Raw genomic sequence first — 20823 nt, 5'->3', positions numbered from 1 at the left:
CTAGGCAGTCCGCCGTACCGAGACAGCACGCCACCGCAGCCCGGCGACTCGCCTTCCCTCTCCCGGTGGAACGACCTGGCCGCCCGCTGCGGGAAACGCGGCACCCCAGGGTCACACCACTCCAGCCGCGATCAGCTGCTCCCAGATCACCCCCTGATCCACGACCTCGACGCCGAGTTTCTCGGCTTTCGTGAGTTTGCTCGCGCCGACGTCGGCGCCGGTGATCAGCAGGTCGGTGCTCGCCGAGACTGACGACGCGGTGGTCGCGCCCGCTGTTTCGCACAGGCGCTGGAAGGTGGGGCGCGGCACCTTCTCCCCCGATCGCGGGTCGCTGATCGCTCCGGTGACCACCACGGTCTTGCCCTCCAGCGGCGCTCCCGCGACGACCGCCGGCGGGAGGTCTTCCTCCAGGACGTCCAGGGAGACCCCGCGTTCCCGCAGGCGTTCGAGTTCCGGGCGCAAGCGGGTGAGGTGCTCCACCAGCGAGGCGGCGACCTTCGGCCCGATGTCCTCGACCTCCACGAGCCCGTCGACCCCCGCGTCCAGAACCTCTTCCAGCGAACCGAATCCGGCCCGGCACAGCCGTGCGGCGGTGCCTTCCGACGCCATCGGGATCGCGAGCCCGATCAGCGCGCGGCGCAGTCCGACCCGGCGGCTGGCGTCGATCGACTCGATCATCCGCGTCGCCGAGACCTCGCCGATGCGGTCGAATTCCAGCAGGCGTTCCTTGGTCAGCCGGTAGAAGTCAGACGGATGCTCCAAGATCCCGGCCTCGGCCAGCCGTTCGATCCACACGCCGCCGATCGCGTCGATGTCCGCCGCCGCCCTGGACGCCCAGTGGATCAGCCGCCGCACGGTCTGGGCGGGGCAGGAAACGTTGGTGCAGAACAATTCCCGACTGTTGCCCTGTTCGGTGAGCGGCTGCCCGCACGACGGGCACGTCGACGGCGGCACGATCTCCCGCTCCGCTCCGGTGCGTTTCGACTCGTCGAGCACCCCGGCGACGAACGGGATCACGTCGCCCGCGCGACGCACCAGCACTGTGTCGCCGATCTTGATGCCGCGGGCGCGGATGACCTCCTGGTTGGCCAGCGTCGCGCGCGTCACCGTGGTCCCGCCCACGAAGACCGGCTCCAGCCACGCGACCGGGGCGATCTTGCCGGTCTTGCCGACATCCCAGACCACATCGGACAGTACGGTCGTCTTTTCCTCGGCCGCGAACTTGTACGCCAGCGCCCCGCGCGGCGAACTCGAACGGGTGCCCGCGGCGGCGTACGCGGCGCGGTCGGCGAGCCGCAGAACGGCACCGTCGATGTCGTAGTCCAGGTCGTTGCGCTGCTGTTCGATCGCGGTGATCACGGCCTGTGCGGAGGCCGCGTCGGGGCAGCGGCGCATCTCCGCCGCGGTGAACCCGAGCGCCAGCAGGCCGCTGCCCAGGTCGGTTTCCGCGCTGCCGGGCTCGGTGTCCAGGTCGAAGGCGAAGAACCGTAGCCGCCGCTCCGCCACCGCGGCCGGGTCTTTCGCGCGCAGCGTGCCCGCCGCGGCGTTGCGGGGGTTGATCAGCGGCTTGTCCGGATGCGCGGTGTTGTAGGCGGCGAACGTCGAGCGCAGCATCACCGCCTCGCCGCGCACTTCGACCCGACCCGGGGCGTTGACCTGGTGCGGAATGCCGTCCGTCAGCGCCCGTACCAGCATGGTCACGTCGTCGCCGGTGGTCCCGTCGCCCCGGGTGACCGCTCGCGCGAGGCGGCCGTCCTCGTACACCAGCGCCAGCGACAGGCCGTCGAGCTTGGGCATCACGACGACCGGCTGGCCAGGGAACCGGTCGAAGAACGCCTCGACCTGCTCCGGCTTCGTCGCCTTCTCCAGCGACAGCATCGGCCGCGAATGCCGGATCGGCGCGTGCAGCACCGCCGGCCCGCCCACCTGGTCCAGCGGATTCGGGTCCGGGGCCAGCTCCGGGCTCGCCTCGATCAACCCGCGCAGCTCGTCCTCGATCGCGTCGTACTCCGCGTCCGCCACCACCGGCGAACCCCGGTAGTACGCGTCGCGCAGCACGACGATCTGGTCGGCGAGCTCCTGAATACGTTCCCGAACGTCCACGAACCGGAACGCTACCTGGCCCCACCGACAAAACCGGGCTGCGACGCAACGACAGCCCCGCCTCGACCCGTCGCTCCGGAAGGGCCGCGCGGCGCTGACGCCAGATATTCGGCGGTTGGGGACCGTCCATTTCGGACCGGCTGCCTGCCGAACTGGCGCGGATCCGGTCAGGATGCGGTGTCGAGTTCCTCCAGCGCACGGGCAAGTCGCTTGATCGCCGACCGCCCCTCGTCGACCTGCAGACGGGCGAATTCGTACCCGAGGACGCCTTCTCCGGTAACGCCGATCTGGCCCTGGAGCGCCTGTGCCACGCCAGAGTTCAACTGGGGTTCCGAGACCCAGGCCAGCTGGTCGAGCGCCCACGACCGCAGCGGCTTTCCGGGTGCGGCCCGGACGATGCCGCCGACGGTGAACAGCGCAACGCGGTGCGAAGTGAATGCGAAGACGAACCGGCCCGGCGTCGAGATCGGCACCTGCGGGACTTCGGCCTGCCCGCGACGAGCGGCGAGCGCCATCCCGGCCGCGCCCGCGAACCCGGCAATGCCCGCCGCGCCGCCGATCATCGTCTTGCGCACGCCGCCCGCGCGAAACGCGATCAATGCGTTCAGCACGCGCTCCCCCGCCACGAGCTCCCCGGCGAGGCGGCTCTCCACCTTGTCCCGCAGCGTCACGGTTCACGGCCTTTCTTGACTCAGCACTCCGTTCCGCCGTCGCTCGCGACCTGGCGGTTCCAGGAGGTTATGCATGCCGGACGTGGCTGGTGACGGGATTTCCTCCGACACCTAGGGCTGTCTCTCAATGTCCCGGAAGTTTTTGAGGAACGATCGTTCTTGACTGATCGTTCCTCAAAAGACTACCGTCGAGGCATGGGCAGGCGGAGGGCGTTCGATGAGGAGGAGGTGGTGCGCGCCGCCGTAGGGTTGTTCGGCGGCCGCGCGTACGACGGGGTGTCGGTCGACGACCTGGTCAACCACCTCGGCGTGCACCGCAACAGCCTGTACAAGACGTTCGGCAGCAAGCGCGGCCTCTACCTGGTCGCCCTGCGCCGCCACGTCGCGGATGACGTGCAGCCGTTGGCCGAAGCGCTCGCCGCGGCAGCGGATGCCGAGACCGCGCTGCGGCTCGTCACGTCGGCCGACCTCGGACTGCTATTGCTCGCGGCGGTCGAACGGGCACCGGCCGACGACGAGGTAGCCGAGGAGGTGGCCGCAGCGTTGGCCACGCTCGACCGTGCGGTCTCCGACGCGCTCGACATCTCCCCTGCCCTGGCGTCCGCCCTCACCGCTGCCGCACTGGGCATCCGGCTGCGCGGCAATCCCGACGAGGCGCGCATCGCGTTGACCCAACGGCTCGATCCTCTTGACTGACAAGGAACACTGACATGGCACTGGTCCACATCGACGGCGACGACCTCGTTGTCGTGATCGAAGGTCTCGACAAGCTCTGGGCCCTCAAGAGCAGCCTGACCATCCCGCTGGCCAACGTCCGCGGCGCGACCGCGGACCCCGGCATCGCCGCCGAGCGCAAGGGGATCCGCGCGCCGGGCGCCCACCTGCCCGGGGTGATCACGGCCGGCACGTTCCATCTCGACGGCGAAAAGGTCTTCTGGGACGTCAAGGATGCGTCGAAAGCCGTCGTGATCGAGCTCGCCGACGAACGCTACGCCCGCCTGGTCGTCCAGGTCGACGACCCGCGCGCGACCGTGGAGCTGGTCGAGAACGCCTTGCGGTGAACGATGTTCTCCCGCTTTTTCAGGGCAGAACAGTCGCCGCGGCCGGGGACCCGGGTGCTGCTGATCTGCGGCACGAACGGCGCTCAAGCCCCTTGCCGTGCCGACTGAGCGCGTACGCGGGCTTCCAGAATTTCGGGGACATGGCTTTCCGCCCATTCGCGGACCGCGCGCAGCGGCACCAGCAGGGACTGGCCGAGGTCGGTGAGCCCATACTCGACGCGCGGCGGCTGTTCCGCGTACTCGACCCGGGCGAGCAGGCCGTCCTCCTCCATCGCGCGCAGCGTTTCGGTCAGCACCTTCGGGGTGACGCCCTGGATTCTCTCCGCCAGCACCGTGAAGCGCAGCGGGCCGTGCTCCAGCGCGTTGACCACGAAGACCGTCCACCGCGCCCCGATCCGGTGCAGCACCACCCGTGACGGGCAGCTGGCGGACATGACGTTGTAGCCCACGGCGGTTCCTCCGGTTCCGGTTACGTTGAAGTACCTGGTTACTTTTCCATAGCCTACTTCGGCCACGGCAGACCGACGGAACGGAGAAGGACCATGGGCAACCGGCTGGCCGGACAAACAGTGCTGGTGCTGGGCGGACGGCATCTGGGCGCGGCGATCGCCGAGGCCGCGGCCGACGAGGGCGCGAAGGTGCACGTCGCGTCGCATCGGCCCGGCGGACTGCACATCGACCTGCGCGACGAGGCCACCATCGCCGCCGCGGCCGCCGCGCTCGGGCCGGTCGATCATCTCGTCAACACGGCGGCGGCGCCGCACGCGGTGCCGATCCGCGAACTCGACCGCGACAAGACCGTCGACGCCTTCACCGCCAAGGTCATCGGCCCCTTACTACTCGCGAAACACTTCACGATCCGGCGGTCGCTGCTGCTGTTCTCCGGGCAGGTCGGCTGGCGCCCGGCGCGCGGAAGCGTGGTGACCGGCGTGACCAACGGAGCGGCCGCGTTCGCCGCGCAACATCTCGCCGCCGAGCTCGCGCCGGTTCGGGTCAACGCGTTGTCGCCGGGAATCATCGACTCCGGAGTCTGGGACGGCAAGGGCGACGGCAAACCGGACTTCCTCGCGAACGCCGCACAGCGGACCCTCGTCGGACGCACCGGCACCGTCACCGACGTGACCGACGCGGTACTGTGGTTGCTGCGGGCCGAATTTCTCACCGGTGAAACCATTCACCTCGAAGGCGGCCGCCCCTGACCGGAAGGAACTCAACGAGTTGACCGGTGCCGACGGAGGAAAGCCTGTCGGCACCGGCGCTGCACCGATGCTGGGCGAACGGGGTCAGCGGGTTCCAAAGTTCGTCGCAGCGATGCTGGCTCGGGATCTCGTTGCTGAACTGGCTGTCCCCCGCCGCGGTGAGGGCACGACCGGCGAACATCGAACCGGAGAGAACCCCCGCGAAATTACGCCATCCCCCGAACACCCATTCCGCCTTCCGGACGCATTCAAACACCGTAGCTATTCCACCTGACGGATGGATTTCGCGCTCCGCCCATCAGCCGCCACCGTTTCGCGGAGGATTCGCTGCGCCGTCATCCGGGTCGCTTGCAGGGACGAATGCGCTTCCCGCGAATTGAACACCCGGCGCGGGGCGGCCACGCTCAGCGCCGCCACCGGTGTCCCGGTCGCGTTGAACACCGGCACCGCCGCGGCGAGCAGCGCGCCGGGGAGGCGCGGGTTGAACGACACCTCGCGCTGCCTGATGTCTCGCAGTTCCGTGCTCAGCCACGCAGGAAGACCACTGCCGCTCTCGTCCTCTCCACGGTAACCGGCGAACGCGGCGAAGCGCGCGGCGAGACCCGGGTCGAACGCCATCAGCACTCTTCCCGCCGCGCTTCCGGCCAGTTGCGAATCGTTTTCTATCCGTTCAGCCAGCGAACAATAGCCGCTGCTGTAGATCAAATGCACGAAATCGACGACATTGCCGCTGGCGACCCCGAGGCCGACCAGGTAGCCGGTGCGCCAGTGGATGTCGATCAGCGACGGAAGAATGCCTCTTCGCAACCGTTGCAGTTCCTGGGTCGAATCGGGCCTGGCGAGCCGGCACACCGCTTCCCCGTGCCGGTAATGGTAGCCCGCCCGCACGACCATTCCGTATCCCTGCATCTCGGCGAGAAGCCGGTGCACCGTGCTTTTCGGCAGCCGGGTCGACCGCGATATCTCGCTCAGAGTTTCGATCCCGCCCGAATCGCGGATAGCACTCAGGATCGAAAGCGCCCGGGGAATCGGCCTGCGCGGGACCACGCTCGTGCAAGCCCATTGCCCGTTATCCTCACTCATAGTCACGGCCGCAACCTCCACCGAATCATCAGTCCGTCGTGCGCACGCGCCGTCCAGCCGCCGGGAACCTCGTCCCCAGATGCCTCGGCGCGCCTGCGCGACCGCTGCCCATGCGGTCTCGACGCCCTCCGCCGTTCACGGGCGGCCCGCGCCTCGCCGCCGCCCGATTTGTTCGCCACCCGCGTCTTTCGCGACGCCGTCCTGCTTTCGCGCGCCTTCATGCTTGCCCAGGACCGCGTCCGGCACAACCGGTCGCACCCGTTCACTGAAAGAGATCGCCCCAGTGGCGCAGCGCGTTGGCCTGCCCGCCTCGTCGCGCGACAGGTCCGTCCCCGCAAGCGGCCGCGAACGGTCACTCTGCGTTGCCATCGCGCGCTCGAGCGCCGTCGTGGTCGCGGGCTGTGACCATTTCTTCCCCGCTTTTGTCCGCCGCAGAACCGGGGTGCAACGTCCTGCGAGGTTCCGGCGAAGAATCGTCGCGGCCCGAGAATATTCCGGGCCGTGGCCCCCACGACGGCGAGGATGCGCTGTCCGTGCCAACAACGGGAGGACCGGCGGAGGCCGCTTCCGGCGACCGCCGCGTCAATGTTCCAGGCCGCGGAACAGCGCCTTGACTTTCGGACGACGAAAGAACCGGCGCGACGTCATCAGCGAACTACGCCGTCCATCGCGATTGCGCTGGCACACCGCACGATCCGTTCAAAGCGCGAGCAATCAGCGAAGGAGCGCACCGTCTTCTCGACGTGAGAGGAGCGTCGTCACGCAGCTGCTGTGCGGGCGACCAGCCGTGCGCACACTCGGAGGATCGAGCGCCGGTCGGCGACCTGCCAGCGCTGACCAGCGGCAGGCCGTTTTAACTCGGCATCCGGTTCGAAGGCCACAGCCTTGCCTACGCACGGGAAGATCTCCGCGTCCGAGGCGGAATTCCCGATCGCGAGGAAGTTCTCCGTGCCGAACCCGGTCGCTTCGGCGAGGCAGCGCATGAAGGCGAGTTTGCCCCCGGCCGCGCCAGGGGCGGACAACAGACGTCCGGTGAGCCTGCCGTCGGCCACCTCCACGACGGCACCGTGCCCGCCGGTCAGCCCGAGGTCGATCGCCGCCTCCTGCACCGGGAAATCGGGACTGCCCGACAGCAGATAGATCCGGTATCCGCTCCCCCGTAGCAACGAAAGCAGTTCCGGGACAAAGGAAAACAGCTTCCCCCGGCTCGCCCGACAGATTTTCTCCGCCGCGAACCGGGTCTGCTCGACCGACGCGCCTTTCATCGCGTACCGCCGGTAGATCTCGTCCATCAGCCCGGGCGGCGCTTTCTCGGTGGCCGCGAGCTGTCCGATGGCCTCCAGGCAGGACAGCCCCGCTTGCCGGTCGCAGGCACCGTCGTCGATCAGAATGTGCACGTAATGCCTCATGGTGTGCCCGGGAAGCAGGGGGCCGTCCAAGTCCAGAATGGCGTATTTCGTCGCGCGGTTCATGATTCGCGCTGATTCTTCACAGCCACGAAAAACAGCCCTTCCGTGTGCGCTTCAGGTGATCCGGGTTGACGGTACAGCGGCGCGCGTCCGGGTTGAGCAGCTTGTTCCATGTCCCGGCACTCACTCCACTGTCACGTATATTCCGTTGCTCCAGAGCAGCCACCGGTGGAAGGTGGACTCGTGGATACTGGAACGAGACACGCCTGCGTGACATCGCTTCTCGCGTTGGCGAGCAGTCCGGCCTACCAGGACCGGATCGACGCCGGGTGGGGCTTGGCACGCTTCGCCGAGGTCGCTGAGGCTCAACCGGTGCTGGTGAGACTCGTGCTGGACAATAAAGACACGGGCGTCACCTACGAGACCACGGAAGCGTTGCTCCGGCGATTCGATGCCCTTGGCCTCAGTTTGGTGGCGACAGCATTCGCGACGGCTGATGAGAACCACGCGGACTGGATCTACTCAGCGATCTCCAAGGTCTTGGGGATCTCGACCGGCGAACGCGACGCGGCGGTCGGGATCTGCGAGCCGCTCACGCACAGCGCGAACGAGGAGCTGCGGCGCGGAGCGACACGCCTCCTCAAGGAGATCAAGAGTCTTACTCCGATCCTCACCACGATTCGGCGCTGATGGCACGGGCCCGTCCATTCAGCCCGGTGGGTACTCGGTGTCCACATCAGACGCCTCCAACCGTCAGACCTCGTCGCCAGCGCGATAAAGTCAGCCTCTCGACGGTCGCCGGAAGCCGCGCCCGGCCAGCAGCGTGCCGTCCTAACCACGATCGGGCTGTACCGATTACCGTGCGCCGCGACGTACCCGATCGAGGTCTCCCCGACAGACACTAGGGAGAGGGCGCTTACCAGGAAGCCGCCGACGAGGAACCAGCCGCGTCCGGAGGAGATGAACACCGCCGCGGACGCCACCGAGCTGGAGGTCACGAACCTCAGCCCGCGGATCCGCCGAGCACCACCACCCAGAGACAGCACCATCCGGCACGCAGGGCGACGACTCGACCGCTCGGCGGAGTGCTTCCTGCGCGCGGAATCCTCTGCCACAGCGGGCCTTTTCGTGGACACGCCGGGAATCGCGGCACGTCCGGCTACCGGCGAGCGTGCTGTCCCTCGGCCGGGGTCCGGAAGAACGACCGCACCGGCAGCAGCAGTCCCGCCAGCGACAGCACTACGAAGACCACCTGATGCACATGGTCCGTCCCCGGCGGCAACCGGAACACGAGATGCGCCAGCCAGAACAGCGGGTAGAACCACAACGCGAACCACGCCCACCGCTCCCCGGCGCGGAACGGGACGACCGCGATGAGCCCGCCGAACAGCCCGAGCCCGGCGGTCGCGAGCGCGTCCGTGCGGTAGAGAAGGGCGTCCCCGGCGGGCGGCACGATCGCGACCACGATCCCGAACCCGAGGATCCCCGCACTGACCACCGCGAGGCAGATCCAGCCGATCCGCATCGGCGCGCCACCGTTCATCCGGCGAATTTACTCCGCTTCCGCCGGTTTCCGCACGAGCAAACTCGCTCTGATGGCACGGAGTAAGCTCACCGCTCCGGATCGGGATGTAGCTGTCCGCCCGGCTGACTCACCCGGCACCGCCAGCTCCGGCACTAATACTCCAGCTGTAGTTCGTGATCGGGTGCTGGTTGTTGGTGTCGCTGCTGGTAGTGGCTTTGGCGGGAGCGGTGTTGGTGTCGTCGGCGCCAGGCGGACCAGGCCAGGATGTCGATGATCTTGCGTGCTGGTTGCAGGATGAGCTGGGCGTAGAGGTGCCTGATCTCGTTGCGTGTCAACGGGATCAGGTCCTCGGCCGACGGTGTGCTGCGAGCCTGAGCCGCGGCGATGGCGAGGAAGGCGTGCGCGAACATGACCAGGGTGGTCCAGCGGTACCAGGAGGTCCAAGTGCGGACCTGGTGTTCGTCGAGGCCGGTGAGTTCTTTGCCGGTCTGGAAGGTCTCCTCGATCGTCCAGCGCCGCCCGGCGACGCGCGCGAGGTCGGCCAGCGCGACCCGGCGGGGGCTGTAGCAGCGGTAGAACGCCGTTTCCCCGGTCCGCCGGTTACGGCGCATCAAGATCCAGTGGTATCCGGTCTTGCCTGCCGGATGCAGCCGCAGCCGGGCCCACAGGTAGTAACGGCGGCCTTTCGCGCCGGCCCCGGCGGAGAGCTTCTGCCAGGCCCGCTTCGGCAGCGCGGCGGCGCGCTCGTCGGCCCGCACGCTCTCCTCGCCCGGACCGGGAACGCGGTGGTCGCAGGCCACGGCCAGCACATAGGCCTGTTCGCGGGCCTCGAGCGGATCGCGCAGGCCGGCGGCGTCTTTGCCGTAGGCCTCGTCCCCGGTCACCCACCCCACCCGGACTCCCGCCTCCAGCGCACGAGCGATCATCGCCAAGGCCAGCCGGGATTTCGTGGTGAACAGGGTCTGCGCGGGCACTCCGGCCCGGTCCCGCCGGGCCTGGTCCTCTGCCCAGCTTTCGGGCAGGTAGAGCTCGCGGTCGATGAACGTGTGCCCGGCCGGGGTGGAATACACCAGGAACACCGACATCTGCGAGTTCTCGATCCGTCCCGCGGTGCCGGTGTATTGCCGCTGCACCCCGACCGACTCGACGCCCTTCTTCAGGTCACCGGTCTCGTCGATGACCAGCATCGCGTCCTCGACACCCAGGTGCTCGACCACGACCTCGCGCAGGTCGTCGCGGACCCCGTCCGCGTCCCATGTCGCGCGCGAGAGCAGGTTCTGCATCCCGTCCGGGGTCCGGTCTCCGACCTGCTCAGCAATGGTCCAGCAGTTCACCCGCGCCAGCCCGGACAACAGACCCTGCACGAACCGCCCGGCCCGCCGACGCGACTCCACCCGCACGAACCGCCGCCCGATCCGCACGAACATCTCACCCAGCAACGACTGCCATCGCGCAGGGTCTACGCTGGCAGCCGCGGCCGCCACATGATCTTGAGTTGTCCTCACAAACACCATGATCACGTGGCGGCCGCACCCGTCTCACACGACCCCTCCAGCAAGATCACGAACTACAGCTGGAGTACTAACACCCACCCTGACAGCAGGACATAAGGACGCCGCTCCACACCGACACGCCACCATTCACCCGGCTGACTCACCCCGGCACCAGCACACTCACCCTCAGGGCAGGAAGCGAACACGCCGCTCCGCACCGGCGCCTTGCCACCCACCCGACACCACCGGCCCAGGCACCAACGCGCCCACCCGCACGGCCCGGCGTAAGCCCGCCGCTCCGCGCCAGCGGCCCGCCACGACCGGCCCCCGGCACGTTCGATCGCCACCAGCGCGACACAACCCGGCCGAACCGCGTCAGCGCACCGCCGTCCACCCGCCAGACTCGCCGACCGCCCCAATCCCAGCCCTCGGCCGCCCACGCATCTGGACGGCCGTCTGCCACCCGCCCGCAGCGGTGCGGTGCCCCCGCCCGCCCCACCAGGCGTCACCCGTCTGCCACGACAGCCCACAGGCTGTCGCCCGCCGTCATCCGCCCGTGTCCGCGGCGGCATCGAACGTGGCCCGGCGACCGGCGTGCGAACACCCCGCAGGAGCGGCTTCCTAGGCCAGAAGAGGCACTCCGGACGACTCCCGCCAGCCCGCGAGTGAATTACCGCGAATCGTCTTGTCCGCGGAAAAGAATTCTCGCTAGCCTCGGGCCCGGAGGGAGAAAAGCCGGCCGCTTCCGCCAGGCCGGAAGCGCGCCGGCGCAGTTCGCCGCGCGCCGACCGGAAATCGCGTTCCGAAAAGGGAGTACATGATGACGTCTGTTGCCCGTCCGGTTGCCCGCACCGCGTATCAGCAGTCGGTCGCCGACTACTGGAATGCCGAAAAGGATCCGGTCAACCTGCGCCTCGGCGACGTCGACGGGCTTTACCACCACCACTACGGCATCGGCGACTACGATCCGTCCGTCCTGGACGGACGCGGGGACGAGCGCGACAAGGCGATCATCGCCGAGATGCACCGCCTGGAGACGGCGCAGTCGCAGTTTTTGCTGCGGCACCTCGGAGACATCGGTCCTACGGCCCGGCTGCTCGACGCCGGATGCGGGCGCGGCGGCACGAGCGTGCAAGCGCACCAGCGGTTCGGCTGCCGGGTGGACGGCATCTCCATTTCCGAGCAGCAGGTCGATTTCGCCAATGAACAGGCCCGGCTGCGCGGAATCGACGGCGCGGTGCGATTCCATCTCCGCAACATGCTCGACACCGGATTCGAAAGCGGCGATTTCGCCGGGATCTGGAACAACGAAAGCACGATGTACGTCGACCTGCACGAGCTCTTCGCCGAACACGCGCGGCAGCTCGCCCCGGGCGGGCGATTCGTGACCATCACCGGATGCTACAACGATCTGACCGGCGGGCGTTCGCGTGCGGTGAGCCAGATCGACCAGCATTACATCTGCAATATCCACGCGCGCGGCGACTATTTCAAAGCGCTCGCCGCCAACGGATTCGTCCCGATCAACGTGGTGGACCTGACCGAGGCGACGATCCCGTACTGGGAGCTGCGCGAGCAGTCCTCCGTCGCGACCGGCATCGAAAAGCCGTTCCTGACCGCCTATCGCGAGGGCAGCTTCCACTACCTGCTCATCGCCGCCGACCGCGTCTGAGCGGGAGGGAAGACATGTCCGGAATCGCAGCGGTCCGCCCGGACTTCGCGTGGGCGGGCCCGGTCGGGCTCGGGACCTCGGCGGCGCGGATCGCGGAGCAGTTCGCGCCGCCGCGCGGGCAGGACCCGGCGTACGCGGAGCGGGAATGGGGTGACGGCAGCGCGTCGCCGCTGTACTGCCCGGTCGTGCGGCGGGTGGACGAGCCGCTCGCCGAAGAAGTGAACCGGCGGCTCGTCGCGTGGGCGCAGGGCTGCGGGTTCGAGGGCGAGGGACTGGACCAGATCGCGCGCGCCACGTTCGGCAGGCTCGTGATGCTCGCCCACCCCGACTGCGACGATCCCGACCGGCTGCTGCTCGCCGCGCAGCTCAACGCGGTGTGGTGGGCGGCCGACGACTACTACGCCGACGACAGTTCCCTCGGCGCCTCGCCGACCGAACTCCCGCCGCGGCTGGCGTTGGTCATGGCCGCGATGGACCCGGTCGCGCCCGCCGGCGAGTTCTCCGCGCCGCTGGAAGAGGCGCTGCGGGCGGATCCGATCCGGGTCGGGTTCCGCTCGGCGGTCGACCATCTCGGCAGGCACGGTTCGCCGGTGCTGGTCCAGCGGGTCTGCTACTCGACCTTCGCGATGTTCGTCAGCTGGGACGCCTACGCCGCGTGGCGCCACACCGGCCGCTATCCCCCGGCGTGGGAGTACCTGGCGGCCCGCCAGCACGACAGCTTCTACACCTCGATGACCCTCATCGACGCCGTCGGCGCGTACGAACTGCCCGCGCCGTTCTATTACGACCCGCGCGTGCGGGAGGCGATGATGCGCGCGGGCACCGCGACGGTCCTGGTCAACGACCTCCATTCGGTGGCCAAGGACGCGGCCGACGAGAACCCGGTCTGCAACATGGTGCTCCAGATCGCCGCCGACCGGAACTGCCCGGTCTCCGAGGCGGTCGAGACCACGGTCGCGCTGCACAACCGGATCGTGCGCGAGTTCGAGGAGGGCCATCGCGCCCTGCTCGCGATCCCGTCGCCGGAACTGCAGCGCTTCCTCGCCGGCGTCCGCGACTGGATGGGCGGCGGCTTCGAATGGCACGCGACGAACCCTCGCTACCGATCCTGATCCCAGACCCCTGATGCCAGGCTTCGCAACCGAAGACAAGGTGGTTTCGCTGTGACTGTCACCGATCCGGTCGACTCCGCGGACGTGGAAGACCAGGAACCCTCGAGCCTAGGCCGCGCGGCGGCGCGCCAACTGGCCACGACCACGAAGTCCGTGCCGCAGATGCAGAGCATCAGCTCGCGGTGGCTGCTGAAGGTGCTGCCGTGGGTCGAGGTCTCGGCGGGCACGTACCGCGTCAACCGGCGGCTCAGCTACACCGTCGGCGACGGCCGGGTCACCTTCGTGACGAGCGGCTCCGAGTGCCGGGTCATCCCGCCCGAGCTCGGGGAGCTCGCCCCGCTGCGCGGATTCGACGACGAGGCGGTGCTGGAGGAGCTCGCCGGGAGGTTCCAGCAGCGGGAATACCAGCCGGGCGACGTGCTGGCCGAGTTCGGCAGCCCCGCCGACCAGGTGTTCCTCGTCGCACACGGCAAGATCACGAAAGCGGGTGTCGGGCACTTCGGCGACCAGACCGTGCTCGGCACGCTTCTGGACGGCAGTTACTTCGGCGAAAACGTGCTCACCACTCCGGACGGGATCTGGGAGTTCACCGCCAAGGCCGTCACCTCCGCGACCGTGCTGACGTTGTCGCGCCAGGAGTTCGAAGGAGTGCTGAACCGCTCGGAAACGCTGCGCGCGCATCTGGACGCCTTCGTCGCGAGCGGAGACACGGCCCGCAACGAACACGGCGAGGCCGAGATCGCTCTCGCCGCCGGGCACGACGGCGAACCGCGGCTGCCGGGAACCTTCGTCGACTACGACACTTCCCCGCGCGAGTACGAGCTGAGCGTCGCGCAGACCGTGCTTCGGGTCCACAGCCGGGTCGCCGACCTCTACAGCGAGCCGATGAACCAGACCGAGCAGCAGTTGCGGCTCACCGTCGAGGCGCTGCGGGAACGGCAAGAGCACGAGCTGGTCAACAACCCCGATTTCGGCCTGCTGAACAACGCCGACTTCGACCAGCGGGTGCCCACCCGCACCGGCCCGCCGACGCCGGACGATTTCGACGAGCTGCTCTCGCTGGTGTGGAAGGACCCCGCGTTCTTCCTCGCGCACCCGAAGACGATCGCCGCGTTCGGACGGGAATGCAGCAAGGCCGGGATCTACCCCGGTTCGGTCGACCTCGGCGGCCACCAGGTGCCCTCGTGGCGCGGGGTGCCGATCCTGCCGTGCAACAAGATCCCGGTCACCGAGACCCGCACCAGCTCGGTGCTGCTGATGCGGACCGGCGAGGAATCCCAGGGCGTCGTCGGGCTGCACCAGACCGGACTGCCCGACGAATACCAGCCCGGCCTCAACGTGCGGTTCATGGGCATCAACGAGCAGGCCATCCTGTCCTACCTGGTGTCGGCCTACTATTCCGCCGCCGTCCTCGTGCCCGACGCGCTCGCCGTGCTGGAAGCCGCCGAAATCGGCCGGGAGGGCTGAGCCCGGTGCCGGTCACGGAACAACAGGAGCAGCTTTCCCTCGGAGTCAGGGCGGCCCGCACCCTCGCCACGACCACCAAATCGCTGCCCCAGATGCGCTCGATCACCCCGCGGTGGCTGCTGTCGCAGCTGCCGTGGGTCGAGGTGCCCGGCGGCAGCTACCGGGTCAACCGGCGGCTCACCTACACCGTCGGCGACGGCAAAGTGAGTTTCTTCCAGACCGGAACGCGGGTCCAGGCCGTCCCTCTGGAACTCACCGAAATCGAACTGCTGCGCGGGTTCTCCGACGAAGCGGCGCTCGGCGCGCTGGCCGACGCATTCGAACAGCGCGAGTACGAGAAGGGCAGCACGCTCGTCACCGCCGGCGAACCCCTGGACCAGCTCGTGCTCGTCGTGCACGGCAAGGTCACCCGGCACGCCCAGGGGCACTACTGCGCGGAAACTCACCTGGGCACCTCCACGGACGGCGATCATTTCGGCGGCGAACTCCTCTCCCGGGACGACGCCACCTGGGGTTTCACCGCGCGCGCCGCGACCAGGGTGGTCGCGCTCGTGCTGCCCGCCGGCTCGTACGCCCGGCTCAACGGCAGGATCGATTCCCTGCGCGCGCACGTCGCGCAGGCCGCTTCCCGGCCGCGGAAACCACAGAACCGCAAGGGCGAAGCGAACATCGAACTGTCCGCGGGCCACGACGGCGAACCGGTCATCGCCGGAACGTACGTCGACTACGAACCCTCGCCGCGCGAGTACGACCTCGCGGTGGCGCAAACGGTCCTGCGGGTGCACAACCGCGTCACCGATCTGTACAACGACCCGATGAACCAGTTCGAGCAGCAATTGCGGCTCACCGTGGAAGCGCTGCGGGAACGGCAGGAACACGAGCTGGTCAACAACCCGGATTTCGGCCTGCTGCACAATGCCGATCTCAAATCCCGGATCACCACGCGCACCGGTCCTCCGACGCCGGGCGATCTGGACGAACTGCTCTCCCGACGGCGCAAAACGCGCTTGTTCCTCGCGCATCCGCGGGCCATCGCCGCGATCGGCCGCGAATGCACGAAGGCGGGCATTTATCCGGAGCCGGTCGTGGTGGACGGGAAACGCGTCACCGCGTGGCGCGGGGTCCCGATCCTGCCGTGCGACAAAATCCCGGTCACCGAGGCGGGCACCACCTCGGTGCTCGCGATGCGCACCGGGGAGGACGACGCGGGCGTCATCGGATTGCGGCCGAAATCCCTCGCCGACGAATACCGGCCGGGGCTGAATGTTCGGTTCATGGGCATCAACGACCGCGCTGTGTCGTCCTATGTGGTCAGTGCCTATCACTCCGTCGCGGTTCTCGTGCCGGACGCGCTCGGGATCCTCGACCACGTCGAGGTCGCCCGCGCGTGAGCGACGCCCGACGTTCGCCGGAAGCCGTGCGCTTCCGGCGAACGTCGGCGTCTCAACGATAGATGTGCTTGTCAGGCAAGCGAACCGTCGCGAAGCCGTTGGCGAAGTTCGCGTCCACCTGTGCGGCTTCCTGAGCGTCGGGCATCGCGTTCTTGCACGTGATCCCCGGGCCGTGGCCGGACATCAGCTCCGAGCAGGGACCCTCGTAGTGGTCGGGCAGGCCGAGGTTGTGGCCGATCTCGTGGGCGATGATCCGCGTCGGGTCGTTGCCCTCGGCGACCTGCTGGGTGTCGATGTAGATGTCTCCGGTCCCGTGCCCGTCGGTCTGCGTGTAGGAACCGCCGCCGGTGGTTTCGTGCATGATGATGGTCGCGGCGCCGCCGCTGTTGAGGTGCACGTTGTGCACCGAACTGTTCCAGTTCGCCGCGGCCTGGGTGGCCTCGGCCTGATAGTCGGGCAAACCGCTGGCGTCGTAGTACAGCTCGACCGCGTCCAGCGGTGCGGCCGACGCCGTGCCGGCTCCGGTCAGCGGCAGCGTCAACGCGACGGCAGCGCCCGCGGCCAGTCGCCCAAAGCGTTGCAGGATCATGGTTTTTCCTCTCCGCGCGAGGTTTTCCGGACAGGGGTCAGCTTCCGATCTGCTGCTGGATCCACGACTGGTACTGGGCGATGCCGGTGTAGAGGGTGGTGGTCGCGCATTCGCCGCCGTTGTCGCCGGGGCCGTGGGTTTCGCCTACCAGCGTCCAGTTCCCGGTGGTGCCGACGATCGCCGGGCCGCCCGAATCGCCGTGGCACGCCGAATGCGCGTAGTCGCCGGAGATGCAGACGTCGCCCGCACCGCCGCCGCCCTCCGCGCACGCGCTGCTGTCGAGCACCTGAAGATCGATCTGCTGCAGGGTTTGCGGCGTTTGGCAGTTCGGCCAGCTCGTGCATCCCCAGCCGAGCAGCCGCGCGCTCGTTCCCGGAGCCGGGTTGCTCTGCGCCATCGCGACCGGTGCGGACTGCGCGGGCTGGCTCAGGTGCATCATGGTGAGATCGGTGCCCGGGTTGGTGATCACGTTGTCGATCTGGCCGACCTCGCCCGAGTTGATGTCGGTGGACCCGATCCGCGCCTGCGAGGCCTCACCGCAGTGGTGCGCGGTGATGATCCACTGGGGCGCGACGAGACTTCCGCCGCAGCCGTTGTCCAGGGACACCATGAACGAGTAGGTTTCGGTGGCGTCGCTGCCGCCGATGATGGCCGGCTGCGCCGCGACCGCCGGTGCGGCGGCCCCGAACAGCAGGGCGGCCGCGCCCATCAGCACCAGCATTGTTTTCCGCATCGCTTTCCCTTCCATAGCAGCCAATCCCGCGAATCGCGGGAGGGGAGTTCGGCCGGGGATACGGCCGGGACGGCTTCGCGGGCGCCGGGCCCGCGACGGAAACCACAGAGTCCCAGGGCCGCCGGAGTCCGAACACCGTCGAAAGGAGGGACACGTCCGGACGGGGAACCGTGCGAGGCGGCACGAACTTCGATTACCGGGATGAACCGAACGCGGAATGAGCGTCCGCACGGTTCACCTGGCAGCCAACGGATCCGGTGCGGGAGAACGACTTCCGTTCAGCGGACGGAAGTCGCCGCTGAACAGCGAAACCGAACGGGATTCGCGACTTTCGTGGGTATAGGAGGGCGACCGGCGTCCCTAAACTGCGAATTGCGCCCGCATTCGCTGACCGCGGCGCGCCATCGTCCTATTCGCAAGAAACGGAGATGTGCATGATCTCAGCACTCAGTCAAAGACACGGCGGGCGCGGCGGTATCGCCTTCGCCGCGGCGGTTCTGGCCGCTGGATCAGTTTTCGCCGCCTCGGGCGTCGCGGCTGCCCAGCCCTCGACGGCGCCGCTGAACGCGCGAGCCGCGACCGCCGTGTCCGCCAGCCTCGCGAAATCGCTCGGCGACCGCACCGTCGGCTCGTTCTACGACCAGTCCGGTTCGCGGCTGACAGTCACCGTCACCGACCAGGCCGCCGCCGACCAGGTCCGCGCGGCCGGCGCGACGCCGAAGTTCGTGAAATACCGCGCGTCCCAACTGAAAGCCGTCACCGCGGAACTGGCCCGCACGGCCAGCGTCCCCGGCACCGCCTGGCGCGTCGACCCGCGGACCGGACAGGTCCTCGTCACCGCCGATTCGACGGTCACCGGCGCCAAACTCTCCCAGGTGACCAACGCCGTGCACCGCTTCGGCGACAAAGCCCGTTTCGCCCGGACGAAAGGCAAACTGCGCCCGTTGATCAGCGGCGGCGACGCGATCTGGGGCCAGGGACTGCGCTGCTCGCTGGGCTTCAACGTGCACACCTCGAGCGGCCAGGCCGCGATCCTGACCGCCGGCCACTGCGGCGTCGCCACCAACGACTGGTGGGCCGACCAGAGCAACTCGCAGCACATCGCCACCACGTCCGCCGCTGACTTCCCCGGCACTGACTACTCGTACGCCACCTACGACGCCGGCGTCGACGCCCCGAGCGCCATCAACACCGGCCAGCAGATCACCGCCGCGGGCGACGCCACCGTCGGCGAAACCGTCACCCGCAGCGGCTCGACGACCGGCGTGCACGACGGCCAGGTCACCGCGCTCAACGCCACGGTGAACTACCAGGAAGGCGCAGTGAACGGCCTGATCGACACCACAGTCTGCGCAGAACCCGGCGACAGCGGCGGCTCGCTGTTCGACGGATCCACCGCACTGGGCCTCACCTCGGGCGGCAGCGGAGACTGCACGTCCGGCGGAGAAACGTTCTTCCAGCCGGTTCCCGCCGCATTGAGCGCTTACGGGCTGGTTCTGCCGTAAATCCCCGCGTTCCGCGGTCCATTTCGCCATCCCGCAGCGGTGAAGGGGCCCCTCACGGATCCTCGGATCGCGAGGGGCCCCTTCCCGGATTCAGACTCCCTCAACGAGCCCTTCACGGACCGATTCCCGCCGCGCCGCGAGGCCCGGGCGCAATGTCGCCGCCAAGCGGAAAAGAACAGATTCAGACCGACCACGCCCAACACTGTCACCCGCAATGACCGCCGGGGCCGCACGCACCGAAGCCGTCGATCATGGCCGGTCTCGGTTCCCAGGACGCGTCGAACGCCAGCGACGCGATGAGCGCCGCCCGTTCGCGCCCTAGGCCGAGAAAGACCGCGCGGTGCGCGACCCAGCAGATTCACCAGCACACGTTGCTCCACGGCGACGTCCAACCGGGGGTAGATGACATCCGCGGCAGTGCCCGCATCCGGCGCGGCCCGCCCTTGTGTCCACTAAGGACAGTCATTCCGGGTCACTCCGCGGACCTCCTGGCGCGCATCGCGGAAAGAAGCACGGGCAGCGCGGCGGCCAACGCGATCCCCCGCACCGCACCAGCCACCGGATACGCCGCCCGGATGCCGAACGCGTCCGCGACCAGCCCGCCGGCCAGCGATCCCAGCGGCATCAATCCCCAGCCCAGCATCCGGTAGACGCTGTGCACCCGCCCGCGCAGTTCCGTCGGCACCGCCTGCTGCCGCAGGCTGACCGTGACGACGCTCCACAGCGTGGTGGCGAATCCGTTCAACCCCAGCAGGAGCCCAAGAACGACCGCGTTCGGACTGGCGCCGATGAGCACGAAGATCACCACGTTGGCGATCAACGCGGTCAGCAACGCCCGCAGCGCCCCGATTTTCGCCACGACCCGCGCGTTGACCATCCCACCGAGCACACTGCCGACCGCGGCCCCCGCGAGCAGCACGCCGTAACCGCGCTCGCTGACATGCAGGGTCTGCGTCGCGAGCAGCACGACCGTGACGTTGCCGAGCTGATAGCAGAACGTGTTCACTGCCAGGAGCCCGGCCAACGTGCGCAACAGCCGGTGCCGCCCGAGCCAGCGCACCCCTTCCGCCACCGCGACCCGAATCGGCGGGTGCGCGATCTGCGGCAACGGACGACGAGGCAGCGTCGCGAGCAATGCGGCGGACACCACGAACGAGGTGGCGTCCACCCCGAACGGCAAAGCCGCCGCCACGGCGAAGAGCAGGCTGCCGATCGGCGGCCCGACGAACAACTGCCCAGCGTTGGCGATCGCGTATTGACTGCCGTTCGCCCGGTGCAGGTGCGTCTCGGAAACGAGGTCCGGCAAGACCGCGAGCGACGCGTTGGCGAACACGACCTCGCACGCGCTGAGCCCGAATCCCATGAGCGCCAGCGCCGCGATGTCGATCCGCCCCAGCCCGATCAGCACCGCCGCCGCCGCGACGATCGCCGCCTGAAGAGCCTGCGACCGCCACAGCAGACCGACCCGGTCGCGCCGGTCCACGACCGCGCCCGCGGGCAAGGAGAGCAGCAGCCACGGAAGGTAGGTCGCCGCCGAGACGACCGAGACCAGCACCGGATCACGGGTGAGGGTGACGGTCAGCAGGGGCACAGCGGCCGAGAAGACCCCGTCGCCCACGTTGTCCACCGCCGATGCCCACCACAACCGCCAGTACGCGGCCGGGAGTTTGGCGTCGCGTCGTTTCATGCCCGGAAGCGTTCCCGACTCGAACAGGTGTTCGCTACCATGTAGACTGGAGCTACATCGAAGGTTTCGCCAGGGTCGTGGCCGAGCTGTCCGGTATTTCGCTTGCCGCACCGTGCCGGGTGC

General features: G+C 68.7%; 19 protein-coding genes. 9 read left to right on the top strand and 10 right to left on the bottom strand.

Annotated features, from left to right (window positions below; all coding sequences use genetic code 11):
* Window positions 1–111: 111 nt before the first annotated feature.
* On the bottom strand, window positions 112–2103 hold the full coding sequence (gene ligA, locus ATK30_RS38670) for an NAD-dependent DNA ligase LigA (RefSeq protein ID WP_101439666.1): 1992 nt from the start codon (window positions 2101–2103) through the stop codon (window positions 112–114).
* Between the two features lie 167 nt (window positions 2104–2270).
* Complete coding sequence (locus ATK30_RS38665) at window positions 2271–2774, bottom strand: hypothetical protein (protein ID WP_101439665.1); 504 nt, start codon at window positions 2772–2774, stop codon at window positions 2271–2273.
* A gap of 195 nt (window positions 2775–2969) precedes the next feature.
* Here ATK30_RS38665 and ATK30_RS38660 point away from each other — a divergent pair, with 195 nt between their 5' ends.
* Entirely contained in the window at window positions 2970–3470 is a 501-nt protein-coding gene (locus tag ATK30_RS38660; protein WP_167442076.1) for a TetR/AcrR family transcriptional regulator, read from the top strand.
* A gap of 14 nt (window positions 3471–3484) precedes the next feature.
* On the top strand, window positions 3485–3835 hold the full coding sequence (locus ATK30_RS38655; RefSeq protein WP_101439663.1) for a hypothetical protein: 351 nt from the start codon (window positions 3485–3487) through the stop codon (window positions 3833–3835).
* Between the two features lie 83 nt (window positions 3836–3918).
* Here the strand turns inward: ATK30_RS38655 and ATK30_RS38650 are convergent, their stop codons facing one another.
* Entirely contained in the window at window positions 3919–4284 is a 366-nt protein-coding gene (locus ATK30_RS38650) for a winged helix-turn-helix transcriptional regulator (RefSeq protein WP_376772096.1), read from the bottom strand.
* Window positions 4285–4377: 93 nt separating this feature from the next.
* On the opposite strand from ATK30_RS38650, the gene ATK30_RS38645 reads away from it, so the two are divergent.
* Window positions 4378–5034 (top strand): SDR family oxidoreductase, encoded by a 657-nt coding sequence (locus ATK30_RS38645; RefSeq protein WP_101439662.1) that lies wholly within the window; start codon window positions 4378–4380, stop codon window positions 5032–5034.
* Window positions 5035–5295: 261 nt separating this feature from the next.
* Here the strand turns inward: ATK30_RS38645 and ATK30_RS38635 are convergent, their stop codons facing one another.
* Window positions 5296–6138 (bottom strand): IclR family transcriptional regulator, encoded by an 843-nt coding sequence (locus ATK30_RS38635; protein ID WP_143271474.1) that lies wholly within the window; start codon window positions 6136–6138, stop codon window positions 5296–5298.
* Window positions 6139–6875: 737 nt separating this feature from the next.
* Entirely contained in the window at window positions 6876–7589 is a 714-nt protein-coding gene (locus ATK30_RS38630; RefSeq protein ID WP_101439659.1) for an HAD family hydrolase, read from the bottom strand.
* A 207-nt stretch (window positions 7590–7796) separates the two neighbouring features.
* On the opposite strand from ATK30_RS38630, the gene ATK30_RS38625 reads away from it, so the two are divergent.
* Entirely contained in the window at window positions 7797–8216 is a 420-nt protein-coding gene (locus tag ATK30_RS38625) for a hypothetical protein (protein ID WP_101439658.1), read from the top strand.
* A gap of 469 nt (window positions 8217–8685) precedes the next feature.
* Here ATK30_RS38625 and ATK30_RS38620 read toward each other — a convergent pair whose 3' ends face one another.
* Together ATK30_RS38620 and ATK30_RS38615 are read right to left on the bottom strand one after the other, a co-directional pair.
* Window positions 8686–9069 carry a hypothetical protein gene (locus ATK30_RS38620; protein ID WP_101439657.1) on the bottom strand — a complete coding sequence of 128 codons (384 nt, stop codon included), beginning with the start codon at window positions 9067–9069 and terminating at the stop codon, window positions 8686–8688.
* Window positions 9070–9203: 134 nt separating this feature from the next.
* Window positions 9204–10478: an IS701 family transposase gene (locus ATK30_RS38615; protein ID WP_101433821.1), complete on the bottom strand. Its 1275-nt coding sequence runs from the start codon at window positions 10476–10478 to the stop codon at window positions 9204–9206.
* Window positions 10479–11364: 886 nt separating this feature from the next.
* Between ATK30_RS38615 and ATK30_RS38610 the strand changes: the two genes are divergently transcribed.
* From ATK30_RS38610 to ATK30_RS38595, 4 genes are read left to right on the top strand one after another with little or no spacing between them, the layout of a single operon-like run.
* Window positions 11365–12216, top strand: coding sequence for a geranyl diphosphate 2-C-methyltransferase (locus ATK30_RS38610; RefSeq protein WP_101439656.1), 852 nt, complete (start codon window positions 11365–11367; stop codon window positions 12214–12216).
* A gap of 14 nt (window positions 12217–12230) precedes the next feature.
* Entirely contained in the window at window positions 12231–13328 is a 1098-nt protein-coding gene (locus ATK30_RS38605; protein ID WP_101439655.1) for a family 2 encapsulin nanocompartment cargo protein terpene cyclase, read from the top strand.
* 51 nt (window positions 13329–13379) lie between these two features.
* Window positions 13380–14795 carry a family 2B encapsulin nanocompartment shell protein gene (locus tag ATK30_RS38600; RefSeq protein WP_101439654.1) on the top strand — a complete coding sequence of 472 codons (1416 nt, stop codon included), beginning with the start codon at window positions 13380–13382 and terminating at the stop codon, window positions 14793–14795.
* Window positions 14792–16186, top strand: coding sequence for a family 2B encapsulin nanocompartment shell protein (locus ATK30_RS38595; RefSeq protein ID WP_101441295.1), 1395 nt, complete (start codon window positions 14792–14794; stop codon window positions 16184–16186). Before ATK30_RS38600 ends, ATK30_RS38595 begins: the two co-directional genes overlap by 4 nt.
* A gap of 52 nt (window positions 16187–16238) precedes the next feature.
* Here ATK30_RS38595 and ATK30_RS38590 read toward each other — a convergent pair whose 3' ends face one another.
* The gene (locus ATK30_RS38590) at window positions 16239–16775 is read right to left on the bottom strand and encodes a snapalysin family zinc-dependent metalloprotease (protein ID WP_101439653.1); all 537 of its coding nucleotides are present in this window, start codon (window positions 16773–16775) and stop codon (window positions 16239–16241) included.
* Window positions 16776–16812: 37 nt separating this feature from the next.
* A complete protein-coding gene (locus ATK30_RS38585; RefSeq protein WP_208637533.1) occupies window positions 16813–17508 on the bottom strand; it encodes a S1 family peptidase in 696 nt (231 codons plus the stop codon).
* Window positions 17509–17942: 434 nt separating this feature from the next.
* Between ATK30_RS38585 and ATK30_RS38580 the strand changes: the two genes are divergently transcribed.
* On the top strand, window positions 17943–19013 hold the full coding sequence (locus ATK30_RS38580) for a S1 family peptidase (RefSeq protein WP_244194853.1): 1071 nt from the start codon (window positions 17943–17945) through the stop codon (window positions 19011–19013).
* Window positions 19014–19485: 472 nt separating this feature from the next.
* On the opposite strand, the gene ATK30_RS38575 is transcribed toward ATK30_RS38580, so the two are convergent.
* A complete protein-coding gene (locus ATK30_RS38575; protein ID WP_101439650.1) occupies window positions 19486–20700 on the bottom strand; it encodes an MFS transporter in 1215 nt (404 codons plus the stop codon).
* Window positions 20701–20823 lie beyond the last annotated feature (123 nt).

The sequence above is a fragment of the Amycolatopsis echigonensis genome (assembly GCF_002846615.1).
Taxonomy (GTDB): domain Bacteria; phylum Actinomycetota; class Actinomycetes; order Mycobacteriales; family Pseudonocardiaceae; genus Amycolatopsis; species Amycolatopsis echigonensis.
The sequence above is the reverse complement of the archived record's forward strand: the minus strand, read 5'-3'. Positions and strand labels throughout refer to the sequence as shown.

Excerpts from the sequence above, each read along its gene's own strand:
- ATK30_RS38660 (WP_167442076.1), top strand. The coding sequence starts at position 2,970 with ATGGGCAGGCGGAGGGCGTTCGATGAGGAGGAGGTGGTGCGCGCCGCC.
- ATK30_RS38655 (WP_101439663.1), top strand. The coding sequence starts at position 3,485 with ATGGCACTGGTCCACATCGACGGCGACGACCTCGTTGTCGTGATCGAA.
- ATK30_RS38645 (WP_101439662.1), top strand. The coding sequence starts at position 4,378 with ATGGGCAACCGGCTGGCCGGACAAACAGTGCTGGTGCTGGGCGGACGG.
- ATK30_RS38630 (WP_101439659.1), bottom strand. The coding sequence starts at position 7,589 with ATGAACCGCGCGACGAAATACGCCATTCTGGACTTGGACGGCCCCCTG.
- ATK30_RS38620 (WP_101439657.1), bottom strand. The coding sequence starts at position 9,069 with ATGAACGGTGGCGCGCCGATGCGGATCGGCTGGATCTGCCTCGCGGTG.
- ATK30_RS38615 (WP_101433821.1), bottom strand. The coding sequence starts at position 10,478 with ATGTTCGTGCGGATCGGGCGGCGGTTCGTGCGGGTGGAGTCGCGTCGG.
- ATK30_RS38610 (WP_101439656.1), top strand. The coding sequence starts at position 11,365 with ATGACGTCTGTTGCCCGTCCGGTTGCCCGCACCGCGTATCAGCAGTCG.
- ATK30_RS38605 (WP_101439655.1), top strand. The coding sequence starts at position 12,231 with ATGTCCGGAATCGCAGCGGTCCGCCCGGACTTCGCGTGGGCGGGCCCG.
- ATK30_RS38590 (WP_101439653.1), bottom strand. The coding sequence starts at position 16,775 with ATGATCCTGCAACGCTTTGGGCGACTGGCCGCGGGCGCTGCCGTCGCG.
- ATK30_RS38585 (WP_208637533.1), bottom strand. The coding sequence starts at position 17,508 with ATGCGGAAAACAATGCTGGTGCTGATGGGCGCGGCCGCCCTGCTGTTC.
- ATK30_RS38580 (WP_244194853.1), top strand. The coding sequence starts at position 17,943 with ATGATCTCAGCACTCAGTCAAAGACACGGCGGGCGCGGCGGTATCGCC.
- ATK30_RS38575 (WP_101439650.1), bottom strand. The coding sequence starts at position 20,700 with ATGAAACGACGCGACGCCAAACTCCCGGCCGCGTACTGGCGGTTGTGG.